Source organism: Pseudomonas sp. RtIB026 (genome assembly GCF_016861355.2).
GTDB classification, from domain to species: Bacteria; Pseudomonadota; Gammaproteobacteria; order Pseudomonadales; family Pseudomonadaceae; genus Aquipseudomonas; species Aquipseudomonas peradeniyensis.
Genome location: NZ_AP023348.2, coordinates 428,912 through 442,346, shown reverse-complemented (window position 1 = coordinate 442,346; position 13,435 = coordinate 428,912). Strand labels below are relative to the sequence as shown.

Sequence of the window (13,435 nt, the reverse complement as noted above, 5' to 3'; positions counted from 1 at the left end):
TGGTGAGTTCCCTGTGGGAGCGGGTTTACCCGCGAAAGGGCCGAACCTGCGACAATGGCTATCCGCCAAACCCAGGAAACAACCAATGCGTGTATGGATCGATGCCGACGCCTGCCCCAAGGCGGCCAAGGACCTGATCGTCAAGTTCGCCCTCAAGCGCAAGCTCGAAGTGGTGATGGTGGCCGGCCAGCCGCAGATCAAGCCGGCCTTCGCCTGCGTGCGGCTGATCGTGGTGCCCAGCGGCATGGATGCTGCCGATGACTACCTGGTGGAGAACGCCGAGCCCGGCGAACTGGTGATCTGCAGCGACGTGCCGCTGGCCGACCGGCTGATCAAGAAGGGCGTGGCGGCGCTGGATCCGCGCGGTCGCGAGTTCGACGAGCGCAACATGGGCGAGCGCCTGGCGGTACGCAACCTGTTCACCGAACTGCGTGAGCAGGGCCAGGTCGGCGGTGGCCAGGCGCCCTATGGCGAACGCGAGAAGCAGGCGTTCGCCAATGCGCTGGACCGGGTTATCACCCGATTGTCGAAGCTGTAGTTGCCCGGGCCTGCTGCGCCGGCCATCGCGGCACAAGGCCGCTCCTACAAGGAAACGCGATCCGCCTGTAGGAGCGGCCTTGCGCCGCGAAAGGGGTGCGTAGCGCCCCCAGTGCCTTACTTATCGTTCTCGTGGGTCAGTTCCAGCACCCGATCCACCAGCTTGTAGATGCCGCCCGCCGCTTCGCTGATCGACTTGGCCAGCATGTACGCCGGGGTAGTCACCAGCTTGCGCTGGGTATCCTCGACGATATCGTGCACATCGCATTCCTCATGGGTGCCGCCCATCTTCACCACCGCCGCGCTGGTGCCGGCGTCGTTGCCGATGGTGCAGACCACGCCTGGGCCGTAGATCTTCGCCGCAAGGGCTGGCGAGATGCAGATCAGGCCAACCGGCTTGCCCGCCTCGGCGAAGGCTTCGGCCAGGGCCAGCACGTCCGGCTGCACGCTGCACTTGTCGCCTTCGACGGCAAAGTTGGAGAGATTCTTGGCCGCACCGAAGCCACCGGGCACGATCAGGGCGTCGAAATCCGAGGCATTGGCCTCGCGAATGTCCTTCACCTCGCCACGGGCGATACGCGCCGATTCCACCAACACGTTGCGCGACTCGGGCATCTCTTCCCCGGTCAGGTGGTCGATCACATGCATCTGCGCGATGTTCGGCGCGAAGCACTGCACCTGGGCGCCACGCTGGTCCAGGCGCAGCAGGGTGATCACGCTCTCGTGGATCTCGGCGCCGTCGTACACGCCGCAACCGGACAGAATCACCGCAACTTTTTTCGTCATGCTCAATACTCCAGTGTCGAGGCGCTAAATGTCCTCTAGTTTGGCAGATGTAGCCATGGGATTTGCCCTTCGGCGGGCCTAATCTTCGTGGACAACCTTGGAGGTGGCCGTTCATGGACCTGATTCTGCTGGCCGTGCCGTTCTTCTTCGTGCTGATCGCGGTGGAGCTGATCGCCGATCGCGTGCGCGGGCGGCGCAACTACCAGCTCGCCGACTCGATCAACAGCCTGAGCACCGGCGCGCTGTCCACCAGCACGGGGCTTCTGACCAAAGGGGTGGGGCTGGTCACCTATGCCGTGGCCTGGGAGCACCTGGCCTGGCTGCGCCTGCCCGCCGATGCCTGGTGGGTGTGGGTGGTCGCCTTCGTGCTCTACGACCTCTGCTACTACTGGCTGCACCGCCTGGGCCACGAGCGCAATGTGCTGTGGGCCGCGCACTCGGTGCACCACCAGAGCGAGGAATACAACCTCACCACCGCCCTGCGTCAGACCAGCAGCGGCTTCCTGTTCTCCTGGATCTTCTACCTGCCGCTGGCGCTGCTGGGCGTGCCGCCGCTGGTATTCATCACCGTGGCGTCGCTGAACCTGCTGTACCAGTTCTGGGTGCACACCCGCCATGTGCCCAAGCTGGGCTGGCTGGAGTGGATCTTCATCACGCCGTCCAACCATCGCGTCCACCATGCGCAGAATCCTCTGTACTTGGATCGCAACTACGGCGGCGTGTTCATAATCTGGGACCGACTGTTCGGCACCTTCCAGGAGGAGGACGAGCGCGAGCCGGTGATCTTCGGCGTGACCACGCCGCTGGCCAGCTGGAACCCGCTGTGGGCCAACGTGCAGTTCTACGCCCAGCTCTGGCATGACGCCCGTCGCGCCGGCAGCTGGTGGGACAAGCTGCGCATCTGGTTCATGCCCACCGGCTGGCGCCCGGCGGATGTGGCCGCCGCTTATCCACAGCCCAAGCAGGACCTGGCGGCGTTTCGCAAGTTCGCGATTCCCCTGGGCGGCGCGCGGCAGGTGTACGTCACCGTGCAGTTCGCGCTCTATGTGGCGCTGGGCAGCTATCTGATGGAGGTGGCGGAGCAGGTGGCGCCTGCAGCCCTGGTATTGGGCTGGACGGTGATGGCGTTCGGGCTGTTCGTGCTGGGGGCGGCGCTGGAGGACCGGCCCTGGGCAGGGCGCATGGAACTGGCACGGCTGCTGTCGAATGCGCCGGCGCTGTATCTGGCCGGCGCGCTCGGCTTAGTGTTGGTCACGCCCGTGTTCTGGTTGCTGCTTCTGGGCTACAGCCTGCTCAGCGTCGGCGGCCTGGCCTTCTGCCGCCGCGCGGCGCTCGGCGCGGAGGTTGCGAAAACGTCGGCGCAGCCAGAGCGCCAGGCCCAGCACCAGCAGGCCGCCGAGCACCCATAGCTCGTACTTCTTGATGCTGCCGAGCATGCCTTCGAGAATGGCGCCGAAGTGGTAGGCCGCCAGGCCCAGGGCCAGGGCCCACACCGCGGCGCCGATGCCGTTGAGCAGCAGGTAGCGGCGCGGTGGGTAGCCGGACAAGCCGATAGCCACCGGCATCACCGTACGCAGGCCGTAGACGAAACGGAAACTCAGTACCCAGATATCCGGATGGCGGCGGATGTGCTCCAGCGCCCGGTCACCCATGGCCTGCCAGCGCGGCTTGCGGGCAAGGATCTTGCGCCCGTGGCGGCGGCCCATGAAGTACCACAGCTGGTCGCCGGCGTAACTGCCGCAGAAGGCCACCAGGACCACCAGCTTGATGTCCATGTATTCGCGGAACGCAAGAAAGCCCGCGAGCACCAGGATGGTCTCGCCCTCGAAGAACGTGCCGAGAAAAAGGGCAAAGTAGCCGAAATCGTTCAGGAATTGTTGAAGCATTTTCTGGCGTGCTGGCGAAATGAACGCGCAGCCTACCCCTTCAGACGCGCTGGGGAAAGTGTCCAAATGTGTCTCGACGTGAAGATTCCCTGCAACGACAATGGCTGCGGCCACAAGTCGCAGGGTTGCCTAAGGATGTAACACAGGCGTCATAATGGCCGCTTATAACTGTCGCGCTGCCCGCCCGCGCGGGCTCAGGAGTCTGCCGTGAGCTTTACCCCCGCCAACCGTCTGTTTCCTGCCACCCGCCTGCGTCGCAACCGCCGGGATGAATTTTCCCGTCGTCTGGTTCGCGAAAACACCCTGACCGTCGATGACCTGATTCTTCCGGTATTCGTGCTGGACGGCGAGGGCCGTCGCGAAGAAGTACCGTCCATGCCGGGCGTAGAGCGCCTGTCGATCGACCTGCTGCTGGAAGCCGCACAGGGCTGGGTGGAGCTGGGTATTCCAGCGTTGGCGCTGTTCCCGGTGACCCCGACCGAGAAAAAATCCCTCGACGGCGCCGAAGCCTGGAACCCGGACGGCATCGCCCAGCGCGCCACCCGCGCCCTGCGCGCCCGCTTCCCGGAGCTGGGGGTGATCACCGACGTCGCTCTGGACCCGTTCACCACCCATGGTCAGGACGGCATCCTCGATGAAGAGGGCTACGTGCAGAACGACATCACCGTCGAGGCCCTGGTGCGTCAGGCGCTGTCCCACGCCGAGGCCGGTGCCCAGGTGGTGGCCCCTTCGGACATGATGGACGGTCGCCTTGGCGCGATCCGCCAGGCCCTGGAAGAGACCGGCTACGTCAACGTGCGCATCATGGCCTACTCGGCCAAGTACGCCAGTGCCTACTACGGCCCGTTCCGCGACGCGGTCGGCTCGGCGCTGAACCTGGGCAAGGCCAACAAGGCCTCCTACCAGATGGACCCGGCCAACAGCGACGAGGCCCTGCACGAAGTGGCCACCGACCTCGCCGAAGGCGCCGACATGGTCATGGTCAAGCCGGGCATGCCGTACCTGGACATCGTTCACCGAGTGAAAGCCGAGTTCAAGGTGCCGACCTTCGCCTACCAGGTCAGCGGCGAGTACGCCATGCACATGGCCGCGATCCAGAACGGCTGGCTCAGCGAGGCCGTGATCCTCGAATCCCTCACCGCTTTCAAACGGGCAGGCGCTGATGGCATCCTGACCTATTTCGCCGTGCGTGCCGCTCAATTGATGAGAGGGCAGTAACGCCCTCCAGGAACGTCAGATGAATAACGAAGTGCTAACCCCTGTCGAGATCAAGGATGCCCAGGCCGTGCCCGAAGAGATGGTGCAGACCCCGCCCGACCTGCCAGCGGTAGTGGAACCGGAAGCGGTCGCCGAAGCCGCCCCGGCACCCGCGCCTGCGCCGGCTCCGGCGATCGCCGTGCCGAGCCTGGACGACAGCAGCCTGTACATTCATCGCGAGCTCTCGCAGCTGCAGTTCAACATCCGCGTGCTGGAGCAGGCGCTGGATGAGTCGTATCCGCTGCTCGAGCGCCTGAAGTTCCTGCTGATCTTCTCCAGCAACCTCGACGAGTTCTTCGAGATCCGCGTGGCGGGCCTGAAGAAGCAGATCAACTTCGCCCGCGAACAGGCCGGCGCCGACGGCCTGCAGCCGCACCAGGCGCTGGCGCGCATCAGCGAACTGGTGCACATTGAGGTGGACCGCCAATATGCGATCCTCAACGACGTGCTGCTGCCGGAGCTGGAGAAGCACGCCATTCGCTTCATCCGCCGGCGCTACTGGACGCCCAAGCTCAAGACCTGGGTGCGCCGCTACTTCCGCGACGAGATCGCGCCGATCATCACCCCGATCGGCCTCGACCCGACCCACCCGTTCCCGCTGCTGGTGAACAAGAGCCTGAACTTCATCGTCGAGCTCGAGGGTGTCGACGCCTTCGGCCGCGATTCGGGCCTGGCGATCATCCCGGCGCCGCGCCTGCTGCCGCGGGTGATCCGCGTGCCGGAAGAGGTCGGCGGCCCCGGCGACAATTATGTGTTCCTGTCGTCGATGATCCACGCTCACGCCGATGACCTGTTCCAGGGCATGAAGGTCAAGGGCTGCTACCAGTTCCGCCTGACCCGCAACGCCGACCTGGCGCTGGACTCCGAGGAAGTCGACGACCTGGCCCGCGCCCTGCGCGGCGAGCTGTTCTCGCGCCGCTACGGCGATGCCGTGCGCCTCGAGGTGGCCGACACCTGCCCGAAACACCTCTCCGACTACCTGCTCAAGCAGTTCAGCTTGAGCGAGAGCGAGCTGTACCAGGTCAACGGCCCGGTCAACCTGACCCGCCTGTTCAGCATCACCGGCCTCGACAGCCACCCGGAGCTGCAGTACACGCCGTTCACCCCGGCGATCCCCAAGCTGCTGCAGAACGCCGACAACATCTTCAGCGTGATCGGCAAGCAGGACGTGCTGCTGATGCACCCGTTCGAGTCGTTCACCCCGGTGATCGACCTGCTGCGCCAGGCCGCCAAGGACCCGCATGTACTCGCCGTGCGCCAGACCCTGTACCGCTCGGGCGCCAACTCGGAGATCGTCGACGCCCTGGTGGACGCGGCGCGTAACGGCAAGGAGGTCACCGCGGTGATCGAGCTGCGCGCGCGCTTCGACGAAGAGTCCAACCTGCAGATGGCCAGCCGCCTGCAGGCCGCAGGCGCGGTGGTGATCTACGGCGTGGTCGGCTTCAAGACCCACGCCAAGATGATGCTGATCCTGCGCCGCGAGCAGGGCGAGATCGTCCGTTACGCGCACCTGGGCACCGGCAACTACCACGCCGGCAACGCCCGCCTGTACACCGACTACAGCCTGCTGACTTCCGACGACGCCCTCACCGAGGACGTCGGCAAGCTGTTCAGCCAGCTGATCGGCATGGGCAAGACCCTGCGCATGAAGAAGCTGCTGCACGCCCCCTTCACCTTGAAGAAGGGCATGCTCGACATGATCGCCCGGGAGACCCAGTTCGCCCTGGAAGGCAAGCCGGCGCACATCATCGCCAAGTTCAACTCGTTGACCGACGCGAAGATCATCAAGGCGCTGTACAAGGCCAGCCAGTCGGGCGTGCGCATCGACCTGGTAGTGCGCGGCATGTGCTGCCTGCGTCCGGGCATTCCGGGGGTGTCGCACAACATCCACGTGCGCTCGATCATCGGCCGCTTCCTCGAGCACACCCGGGTGTTCTACTTCCTCAACGGCGGCGAGGAGCAGATCTACCTGTCCAGCGCCGACTGGATGGAGCGCAACCTCGACAAGCGCGTCGAGACCTGCTTCCCGGTGGAGGGCAAGAAGCTGCTGCTGCGGGTGAAGAAGGAGCTGGAGGGGTACCTGACCGACAACACCCAGGCCTGGACCCTGCAGCCGGACGGGCGCTACGTGCGCAGCACGCCGACCGGCAACCAGAACCCGCGCAGTGTGCAGGCGACGCTGCTGGAGCGGCTGAGCAATCCGGTGCTGAACGTTCGGTAGTACCGATATGGGGGCCGCTTTGCGGCCCTTTCGCGGCACAAGGCCGCTCCTACAGGGGCCACTATCGCCTGTAGGAGCGGCCTTGTGCCGCGAACACCGGCGCAGCCGGTGCCATGACCCGCGGTTTACCGGACGCTGAGAACAAAATTGACCCGCGCCAGCCACTCCGCCTCGTTGGCAAAGTCAGCCTGGGTCAGCTGGTTCTGCTCCAGCCAGCCACTCGGGAACACCACTTCCAGGCTGTTGTCGCCTGCCTGCAATTCCACCTTGGGCATCTGCTGGGTGCCGCGGATATGGTGGAACAGGATGGCGAAGCGCAGCAGTACGCACAGGCGGATCAGCTTGACGCCTTCGTCGCCGAACTCGGCAAACTTGTCCTTGGGAATGTTGCGGCGGTGGCCACGCACCAGCAGGGCCATCATCTGCTGGTCCTCGCGGGAGAACCCTGACAGGTCGGAGTGCTCGATCAGGTAGGCACCGTGCTTGTGGTAGTGGTAATGGGCAATATCCAGTCCGATTTCATGGATTTTCGCCGCCCAACCCAGCAGATCACGCCAGTTTCCGTGCTCCAGGTCCCACGCTGCGGCTACCTGGTCGAAGGCGTGCAGTGCCTTGCGCTCCACGCGCGCGGCCTGGCCCTGGTCGACGTGGTAGCGCTCCATCAGCGAGTTCAGGGTGCGCTCGCGCACGTCCTCGTGGTGATGGCGGCCCAGCAGGTCGAACAGCACGCCTTCGCGCAGGGCGCCGTCGCAGTGGTCCATGCGCTGCAGCTCCAGGGCGTCGAAGATCGCCTCGAGGATGGCCAGGCCCGCTGGGAAGATGGTCCGCCGATCGGGCTTGACCCCTTCGAAGTCGATCTTGTCGGTCTCGCCGAGCTTGAACAGCTTGCGCTTGACCGCCGCCAGGCCCTCGGCGTTGACCTCGCCGCTGCCCTGGCCGATGGCCTTGATCGCCGCGGCGATGGCGCGGATGGTCCCGGACGAGCCGATGGCCTCGTCCCAGGTCAGGCGGTGCAGGGCGTTCTCGATGCTCATCAGTTCCAGGCGCGCGGCGGTGTAGGCCTGGGCGTAGCGCGCCGGGGTGATCTTGCCGTCACGGAAGTAGCGCTGGGTGAAGCTCACGCAGCCCATCTGCAGGCTTTCGCGCAGCAGCGGCTCGAAACGCTGGCCGATGATGAACTCGGTGCTGCCGCCGCCGATGTCGGCAACCAGGCGCTTGCCGGGGGTGTCGGCCAGGGTGTGGGACACGCCCAGGTAGATCAGGCGCGCCTCTTCACGGCCGGAGATGACCTCGACCGGGTGGCCGAGAATGGCTTCGGCGCGCAGGATGAATTCATTGCGGTTGCGCGCTTCGCGCAGGGCGTTGGTGCCGACGATGCGCACCGAACCCTGGGGCATGCCGTTGATCAGCTGGGCGAAGCGCTTGAGGCATTCCAGGCCGCGCTCCATGGCTTCTTCGCTGAGCTTGCGCTCATCGTCGATACCGGCGGCGAGCTGAACCTTTTCTCCAAGCCTTTCGAGGATGCGGATTTCCGTGTGATGGGCCTTGGCCACGACCATGTGGAAGCTATTGGAGCCCAGGTCGATGGCGGCGATCAGAGACAGGTTCTTCGCGGTGGTGTGCGGCATGGTCTGGAGGTTCTCGGTCGTTAACCCGGCAATCGTGCCACGATCGCCGGCATACGCCAACGAGCGGCACGGCAAGGCTTGATGCATGGCAATGTCATAGCAATGTTATGACCGTGACATGACGGTTTCGATTCGTGGCGTCTTGCACAACTATAGTTACACTCAATCAGCTGTGGCTTCCTGTCGCGCCAGGGTGCGGCTATGATGGGCAACGTTTTTTTATGCTTACGACCTGGAGATATCCATGAGCAGCGATCTTATCAAACATGTCACCGACGCCAGCTTCGAAGCCGACGTACTCAAGGCTGAAGGCGCGGTGCTGGTCGACTACTGGGCTGAATGGTGCGGCCCATGCAAGATGATCGCTCCGGTGCTGGACGACATCGCCTCTGAATACCAGGGCAAGGTGACCATCGCCAAGCTGAACATCGACGAAAACGCCGAAACCCCCGCCAAGCACGGCGTGCGTGGCATCCCGACGCTGATGCTGTTCAAGAACGGCAACGTCGAGGCCACCAAGGTCGGCGCGCTGTCCAAGTCGCAGCTCAAGGCGTTCCTCGACGCCAACGTGTGATGTGACAAAGCCCCGCAAATGCGGGGCTTTTCTTTATCTGTTGTAGGCATTTTCCCTGAGGGCTGGCGAGCCCCGCTATCGCGCCCATCCAGACGGATAGCCCCGGAAAACGGTGGTCAAAACCACTAGACGTCGAAAAAAGCAAGTGTTACATTCGGCCTCGCACTGCTTCTCCAGTGCCCTCTGCACGCCGTCGCCGAAGCATCCCTAATTCGAATCAGTACGCGATCCTGTCGCCATCTAGCGGCGCGGCCTCATTAAGCCAACGCTTAATTTCTCCCTTCCTTACATGATTACGTCACTCCCCTTATGAACCTGACAGAACTCAAGCAAAAGCCGATTACCGATCTTTTGGAAATGGCCGAACAGATGGGCATCGAAAACATGGCCCGTTCGCGCAAACAGGACGTGATTTTCGCCCTGCTGAAAAAGCATGCGAAAAGCGGCGAAGAGATCTCCGGTGACGGCGTGCTGGAGATTCTCCAGGATGGTTTCGGTTTCCTGCGCTCGGCGGATGCCTCCTACCTGGCCGGCCCTGACGACATCTATGTCTCGCCCAGCCAGATCCGTCGTTTCAACCTGCGCACCGGCGACACCATCGTCGGCAAGATCCGTCCACCGAAGGAAGGCGAGCGTTACTTCGCACTGCTGAAGGTCGACACCATCAACTTCGACCGTCCGGAAAACGCGAAGAACAAGATTCTCTTCGAAAACCTGACGCCGCTGTTCCCCAACAAGCGCCTGAAGATGGAAGCCGGCAACGGTTCCACCGAAGACCTCACCGGTCGCGTCATCGACCTGTGCGCCCCGATCGGCAAGGGCCAGCGCGGCCTGATCGTCGCCCCGCCGAAAGCGGGCAAGACCATCATGCTGCAGAACATCGCGGCCAACATCACCCGTAACAACCCCGAGTGCCACCTGATCGTCCTGCTGATCGACGAGCGCCCGGAAGAAGTGACCGAGATGCAGCGCACCGTGCGCGGCGAAGTGGTTGCCTCGACCTTCGACGAGCCGCCGACCCGCCACGTGCAGGTCGCCGAGATGGTCATCGAGAAGGCCAAGCGCCTGGTCGAGCACAAGAAGGACGTGGTCATCCTGCTCGACTCGATCACCCGTCTGGCCCGTGCCTACAACACCGTGATCCCGAGCTCCGGCAAGGTCCTGACCGGTGGTGTCGACGCCCACGCCCTGGAGAAGCCGAAGCGCTTCTTCGGTGCTGCACGTAACATCGAGGAAGGCGGTTCGCTGACCATCATCGCCACCGCGCTGGTCGAGACTGGCTCGAAGATGGACGAAGTGATCTACGAAGAGTTCAAGGGTACCGGCAACATGGAGCTGCCCCTGGACCGTCGCATCGCCGAGAAGCGTGTGTTCCCGGCCATCAACATCAACAAGTCCGGTACCCGCCGCGAAGAGCTGCTGACCGCCGACGACGAACTGCAGCGCATGTGGATCCTGCGCAAGCTGCTGCACCCGATGGACGAGATCGCCGCCATCGAGTTCCTGGTCGACAAGCTCAAGCAGACCAAGACCAACGACGAGTTCTTCCTGTCGATGAAGCGCAAGTAAGCGTTTCAGGCCGGAACTGATAGGGGCTGCTGCGCAGCCCATCGCGGCACAAGGCCGCTCCTACAGGATTATCCATCCCCCTGTAGGAGCGGCCTTGTGCCGCGATGGGCCGCGAAGCGGCCCCTTTTCATTTTTGCCCCCAAACCAGGCGTGAACGGCGCTACACTCTGCACCCCGACCGATACGCCCAACACGAGGCCCTTGCATGCAGTATCGCGATCTGCGCGACTTCATCCGTGGTCTGGAACAGCGCGGTGAACTCAAGCGCATCCAGGTTCCCATCTCCCCTGTACTGGAAATGACCGAAGTCTGCGACCGCACCCTGCGCGCCAAGGGCCCGGCGTTGCTGTTCGAAAAGCCCACCGGCTTCGATATCCCGGTGCTGGGCAACCTGTTCGGCACCCCCGAGCGGGTGGCCATGGGCATGGGCGCCGAATCGACCGAGGAACTGCGCGAGATCGGCAAGCTGCTGGCGTTCCTCAAGGAGCCCGAGCCGCCGAAGGGGCTGAAGGACGCCTGGTCGAAACTGCCGATCTTCAAGAAGGTCGTGTCCATGGCGCCGAAGGTGGTCAAGGACGCGGTATGCCAGGAAATCGTGGTCGAAGGCGACGACGTCGACCTGGGCCAGTTGCCCATCCAGCACTGCTGGCCGGGCGACGTGGCGCCGCTGATCACCTGGGGCCTGACCGTCACCCGCGGGCCGAACAAGGACCGCCAGAACCTGGGTATCTACCGCCAGCAGGTGATCGGCCGCAACAAGGTGATCATGCGCTGGCTGAGCCACCGTGGCGGCGCGCTGGACTACCGCGAATGGTGCGAGAAACACCCAGGCCAGCCGTTCCCCGTGGCCGTTGCCCTGGGCGCAGACCCTGCGACCATCCTCGGCGCCGTGACCCCTGTCCCCGATACCCTTTCCGAATACGCCTTTGCCGGCCTGTTGCGCGGCAACCGTACCGAACTGGTCAAATGCCGTGGCAACGACCTGCAGGTGCCGGCCACTGCCGAGATCATCCTCGAAGGTGTGATCCACCCGGGCGAAATGGCCCCGGAAGGCCCGTACGGCGACCACACCGGTTACTACAACGAAGTGGACAGCTTCCCGGTGTTCACCGTCGAGCGCATCACCCACCGGCAGAAACCGATCTACCACAGCACCTACACCGGCCGACCGCCGGATGAGCCGGCGATCCTCGGGGTGGCGCTGAACGAAGTGTTCGTGCCGATCCTGCAGAAGCAGTTCCCCGAGATCACCGACTTCTACCTGCCGCCGGAAGGCTGCTCGTACCGCATGGCGGTGGTGACCATGAAGAAGCAGTATCCAGGCCACGCCAAGCGCGTCATGCTGGGTGTGTGGTCGTTCCTGCGACAGTTCATGTACACCAAGTTCGTTATCGTCACCGACGACGATATCAACGCCCGCGACTGGAACGATGTGATCTGGGCCATCACCACGCGCATGGACCCCAAGCGTGATACGGTGATGATCGACAACACCCCGATCGACTACCTCGACTTTGCGTCGCCGGTGTCGGGCCTGGGGTCGAAGATGGGCCTGGACGCCACCCACAAGTGGCCGGGCGAGACTACACGCGAATGGGGCCGGGTCATCGTCAAGGACGAGGCCGTCACCCGCCGTATCGATGAGCTGTGGGACCAGTTGGGAATAGATTGATGCAGGTAACCTTGCAGCCTTCCGGGGCGGTACTGGCGGTCGAACCGGGTGAAAGGATTCTGGATGCGGCGCGGCGCCTGGGCTACGACTGCCCAAGCAGCTGCCGCAACGGCAACTGCCATGTGTGTGCCGCGCTGCTGGTGGAAGGCAGTGTTCGCCAGGAAGGCCAAGTCCGCGATCACGGTGAACTGTTCACCTGCATCGCCGAGCCGCTGGAGGACTGCGTGTTGCTGTGGGATGGTGTGCTGGCCCTGGGCGAGCTGCCGGTGCGCAAGCTGGCCTGTACCGTGAGCGAATGCGTCGAGGTCGGTGGCGACGTCTGGCGCGTGCGCCTGCGCGCGCCTGCCGGCAAGCCGCCGCGCTATCACGCGGGGCAGTACCTGATGATCGAGCGTGAGGGCATGGACAAGGCGGCCTTCTCCCTCGCCTCGGCGCCCCATGGTGGGCGCGACCTCGAGCTGCACGTGCTGGCGCGGGAAAGCAGCGCGGTGCAGTTGATCCAGCAGTTGCAGCGCAATGGACTGGCACGCATCGAACTGCCGTTCGGCGACGCCCACCTGGCGGAGCTGCCCGATGGCCCTCTGGTACTGATTGCCGCCGGCACCGGCATGGGCCAGATGCACAGCCTGCTCGAGCACTGCCGCGCCCAGGGCTTCAAGCATCCGGTGCACCTGTACTGGGGCGTGCGCCGGCCTGAAGATTTCTACGAGATCGAGCACTGGGACGAGTGGCAGCGCCTGCCCAACCTGTTCCTGCACAAGGTGGTCAGCGACCTGTGCGGCTGGGAAGGACGCTGTGGGCTGCTGCACGAGGCGGTGTGCGAGGACATCGGCGACCTGAACCAGGTGCATGTCTATGCCAGCGGCTCGCCGAACATGGTCTATGCCACCCTCGATGCGTTGGTCGAGGCCGGCATGGATGCCCACCGCATGCGCGCCGACGTGTTTGCCTACGCGCCGCGCGGCTGAAACAACCCGCACGCTGCAAGGGCGTGCCGGGTTTAATAACCAAGTATTTTCCTGTTGATTATAGGGCGGGGATTATTACCGGTGCGGGTAATAAGTTTCGCTATACTCGGATTATTAGTTTCCGTTCAGCGGAAGGTTGAATGAAATTGTGTCTTCCGGCTTGAGTCGCAAGTGTCTTATCCCTTACGTTAAGCGCCAGGGCCTTCGCGGGTAAACCCGCTCCCACAAGCCCTGCACACCTCCTGTGGGAGCGGGTTTACCCGCGAAGACGTAGGGTCAGGCCCTGCATCAACAGCAGTGGAACGCGCAACTTTGTAGTTCACAGGAATTAATGGCG

At 63.9% G+C, this 13,435-nt stretch carries 10 protein-coding genes and 1 pseudogene; 8 read left to right on the top strand and 3 right to left on the bottom strand.

Going from position 1 to position 13,435, the window contains the following annotated elements; genetic code table 11:
* Positions 1-85: 85 nt before the first annotated feature.
* Positions 86-538, top strand: coding sequence for a YaiI/YqxD family protein (locus PRtIB026_RS02055; protein ID WP_203649495.1), 453 nt, complete (start codon positions 86-88; stop codon positions 536-538).
* A gap of 116 nt (positions 539-654) precedes the next feature.
* Here PRtIB026_RS02055 and elbB read toward each other — a convergent pair whose 3' ends face one another.
* Positions 655-1,323, bottom strand: a complete 669-nt coding sequence (gene elbB, locus PRtIB026_RS02050) for an isoprenoid biosynthesis glyoxalase ElbB (protein ID WP_203649497.1) — start codon at positions 1,321-1,323, stop codon at positions 655-657.
* Between the two features lie 113 nt (positions 1,324-1,436).
* Here elbB and PRtIB026_RS02045 point away from each other — a divergent pair.
* Positions 1,437-2,015: pseudogene (locus PRtIB026_RS02045) on the top strand (sterol desaturase family protein); the annotation flags it as partial.
* Between the two features lie 549 nt (positions 2,016-2,564).
* On the opposite strand, the gene PRtIB026_RS02040 reads toward PRtIB026_RS02045, so the two are convergent.
* Positions 2,565-3,209, bottom strand: a complete 645-nt coding sequence (locus PRtIB026_RS02040) for a DedA family protein (RefSeq protein WP_203649500.1) — start codon at positions 3,207-3,209, stop codon at positions 2,565-2,567.
* A 207-nt stretch (positions 3,210-3,416) separates the two neighbouring features.
* Between PRtIB026_RS02040 and hemB the strand changes: the two genes are divergently transcribed.
* Together hemB and ppk1 are read left to right on the top strand one after the other, a co-directional pair.
* Positions 3,417-4,427 (top strand): porphobilinogen synthase, encoded by a 1,011-nt coding sequence (gene hemB / locus PRtIB026_RS02035; protein WP_198745209.1) that lies wholly within the window; start codon positions 3,417-3,419, stop codon positions 4,425-4,427.
* A 19-nt stretch (positions 4,428-4,446) separates the two neighbouring features.
* On the top strand, positions 4,447-6,687 hold the full coding sequence (ppk1, locus tag PRtIB026_RS02030) for a polyphosphate kinase 1 (protein ID WP_203649509.1): 2,241 nt from the start codon (positions 4,447-4,449) through the stop codon (positions 6,685-6,687).
* A 125-nt stretch (positions 6,688-6,812) separates the two neighbouring features.
* Here the strand turns inward: ppk1 and ppx are convergent, their stop codons facing one another.
* Positions 6,813-8,315: an exopolyphosphatase gene (gene ppx / locus PRtIB026_RS02025; protein ID WP_203652575.1), complete on the bottom strand. Its 1,503-nt coding sequence runs from the start codon at positions 8,313-8,315 to the stop codon at positions 6,813-6,815.
* 244 nt (positions 8,316-8,559) lie between these two features.
* Here ppx and trxA point away from each other — a divergent pair, with 244 nt between their 5' ends.
* From trxA to PRtIB026_RS02005, 4 genes are all read left to right on the top strand, one after another.
* The gene (gene trxA, locus PRtIB026_RS02020; RefSeq protein WP_203649511.1) at positions 8,560-8,889 is read left to right on the top strand and encodes a thioredoxin TrxA; all 330 of its coding nucleotides are present in this window, start codon (positions 8,560-8,562) and stop codon (positions 8,887-8,889) included.
* Between the two features lie 309 nt (positions 8,890-9,198).
* Entirely contained in the window at positions 9,199-10,458 is a 1,260-nt protein-coding gene (rho, locus tag PRtIB026_RS02015; RefSeq protein ID WP_011536308.1) for a transcription termination factor Rho, read from the top strand.
* Between the two features lie 205 nt (positions 10,459-10,663).
* Positions 10,664-12,130, top strand: coding sequence for a 4-hydroxy-3-polyprenylbenzoate decarboxylase (gene ubiD / locus PRtIB026_RS02010; protein WP_186660587.1), 1,467 nt, complete (start codon positions 10,664-10,666; stop codon positions 12,128-12,130).
* On the top strand, positions 12,130-13,098 hold the full coding sequence (locus PRtIB026_RS02005; protein WP_203649512.1) for a CDP-6-deoxy-delta-3,4-glucoseen reductase: 969 nt from the start codon (positions 12,130-12,132) through the stop codon (positions 13,096-13,098). Before ubiD ends, PRtIB026_RS02005 begins: the two co-directional genes overlap by 1 nt.
* Positions 13,099-13,435: the final 337 nt, after the last annotated feature.

Coding starts and splice junctions, on each gene's coding strand:
- PRtIB026_RS02055 (WP_203649495.1), top strand. CDS start 86: ATGCGTGTATGGATCGATGCCGACGCCTGCCCCAAGGCGGCCAAGGAC.
- elbB (WP_203649497.1), bottom strand. CDS start 1,323: ATGACGAAAAAAGTTGCGGTGATTCTGTCCGGTTGCGGCGTGTACGAC.
- PRtIB026_RS02040 (WP_203649500.1), bottom strand. CDS start 3,209: ATGCTTCAACAATTCCTGAACGATTTCGGCTACTTTGCCCTTTTTCTC.
- ppk1 (WP_203649509.1), top strand. CDS start 4,447: ATGAATAACGAAGTGCTAACCCCTGTCGAGATCAAGGATGCCCAGGCC.
- ppx (WP_203652575.1), bottom strand. CDS start 8,315: ATGCCGCACACCACCGCGAAGAACCTGTCTCTGATCGCCGCCATCGAC.
- trxA (WP_203649511.1), top strand. CDS start 8,560: ATGAGCAGCGATCTTATCAAACATGTCACCGACGCCAGCTTCGAAGCC.
- rho (WP_011536308.1), top strand. CDS start 9,199: ATGAACCTGACAGAACTCAAGCAAAAGCCGATTACCGATCTTTTGGAA.
- ubiD (WP_186660587.1), top strand. CDS start 10,664: ATGCAGTATCGCGATCTGCGCGACTTCATCCGTGGTCTGGAACAGCGC.
- PRtIB026_RS02005 (WP_203649512.1), top strand. CDS start 12,130: ATGCAGGTAACCTTGCAGCCTTCCGGGGCGGTACTGGCGGTCGAACCG.